At 67.4% G+C, this 1,862-nt stretch carries 2 protein-coding genes; both read left to right on the top strand.

Features of this window, described 5'->3' with window-relative positions:
- On the top strand, nt 1-1,554 hold a 1,554-nt coding region (kdpB, locus tag P3T35_RS40265), incomplete at its 5' end, for a potassium-transporting ATPase subunit KdpB (protein ID WP_280709871.1).
- Nucleotides 1,555-1,577: 23 nt separating this feature from the next.
- The coding region (locus P3T35_RS40260; RefSeq protein ID WP_280709869.1) for a potassium-transporting ATPase subunit C at nt 1,578-1,862 on the top strand (285 nt) is incomplete at its 3' end.

Genomic DNA, 1,862 nt, shown 5'->3' with positions numbered 1-1,862 from the left:
ACCGGTGGCACCAAGGTGCTCTCCGACAAGATCGTGGTGAAGATCGCCACCGAGCCCGGCAAGTCGTTCATCGACCGGATGATCGCCCTGGTCGAGGGCGCGGCCCGGCAGAAGACCCCGAACGAGATCGCGCTCAACATCCTGCTGGCCTCGCTGACCATCGTCTTCCTGGTCGCCGTGGTCACCCTGCAGCCGATGGCGCAGTACGCGGGTGCGCCGCAGTCGATGATCGTGCTGGTCGCGCTGATCGTGGCGCTGATCCCGACCACCATCGGCGCGCTGCTCTCGGCGATCGGCATCGCCGGCATGGACCGCCTGGTGCAGCGCAATGTGCTGGCGATGTCGGGCCGCGCGGTCGAGGCCGCCGGTGACGTCAACACCCTGCTGCTGGACAAGACCGGCACCATCACCCTGGGCAACCGCCAGGCCGCCGAGTTCCTGCCCGCCGAGGGCGTGTCCAAGGACGAACTGGCCGACGCCGCCCAGCTGTCCAGCCTCGCCGACGAGACCCCCGAGGGCCGCTCGATCGTGGTGCTGGCCAAGACGGACTACGGTCTGCGGGCCCGCGAGCAGGGCGAGTTGACGCACGCCACCTGGGTGCCGTTCACCGCCCAGACCCGGATGTCGGGTGTGGATCTGGAGGAGGCCGACGGCCTGCACCAGGTGCGCAAGGGCGCGGCCGGCTCGGTGGCCAACTGGGTCACCGAGAACGGCGGTTCGGTTGGCAACGACGTCGCCCAGCTGGTCGACGGCATCTCCGCGGCCGGCGGCACGCCGCTGGTCGTCGCGACGAAGATCGCCGAAGCGCCGGCCCGCGTCCTGGGTGTGATCTACCTCAAGGACGTGGTCAAGGAGGGCATGCGCGAGCGGTTCGACGAGCTGCGCCGGATGGGCATCAAGACCATCATGATCACGGGTGACAACCCGCTGACCGCCAAGGCGATCGCGGACGAGGCCGGTGTGGACGACTTCCTCGCCGAGGCCACCCCCGAGGACAAGATGGCCCTGATCAAGAAGGAGCAGGAGGGCGGCAAGCTGGTCGCGATGACCGGTGACGGCACCAACGACGCACCGGCGCTGGCCCAGGCCGACGTGGGCGTGGCGATGAACACCGGCACCATGGCGGCCAAGGAGGCCGGCAACATGGTGGACCTGGACTCCAACCCCACCAAGCTGATCGAGATCGTGGAGATCGGCAAGCAGCTGCTGATCACCCGCGGTGCGCTCACCACCTTCTCGATCGCCAACGACGTCGCCAAGTACTTCGCGATCATCCCCGCGATGTTCGCTAGCGTGTACCCCGGTCTGAAGACGCTCAACATCATGGGCCTGCACAGCCCGACCTCGGCGATCACCTCGGCGATCATCTTCAACGCGCTGGTCATCATCGGGCTCATCCCGCTCGCCCTGCGCGGTGTCAAGTACCGCCCGGCCAACGCCAGTTCGCTGCTGGCCCGGAACATCGGGGTGTACGGAATCGGCGGCCTCATCGTGCCGTTCATCGGAATCAAGGCGATCGACCTGATCGTCCAGTTCATCCCCGGCCTGAGCTGACCGGCGGAAGGAGGAGAAAGACAATGTCCAAGCCCCTGCCCGCCGCGGTACGCACCTACGCCACCGCCGTGCGGATGCTGCTGGTACTGACCGTGATCCTGGGTATCGCCTACCCGTTGCTGGTCACCGGGATCAGCCAGGTCGCGTTCGCCGACAAGGCCAACGGCTCGGTCGTGAAGTCCGACGGCAAGGAGATCGGGTCCAGCCTCCTGGGCCAGAACTACAACCTGCCCAAGAAGAACCCCAACGACCCCAACGAGCAGGCCCAGCCCGACCCGAAGTGGTTCCAGCCGCGCCCCTCGGTGGCC

Origin of the sequence: Kitasatospora sp. GP30, from assembly GCF_029892145.1 — a bacterium.
GTDB lineage: Bacteria > Actinomycetota > Actinomycetes > Streptomycetales > Streptomycetaceae > Kitasatospora > Kitasatospora acidiphila.
Note: the sequence above shows the minus strand (reverse complement) of the source record. Positions and strands in the feature narration are given on the sequence as shown.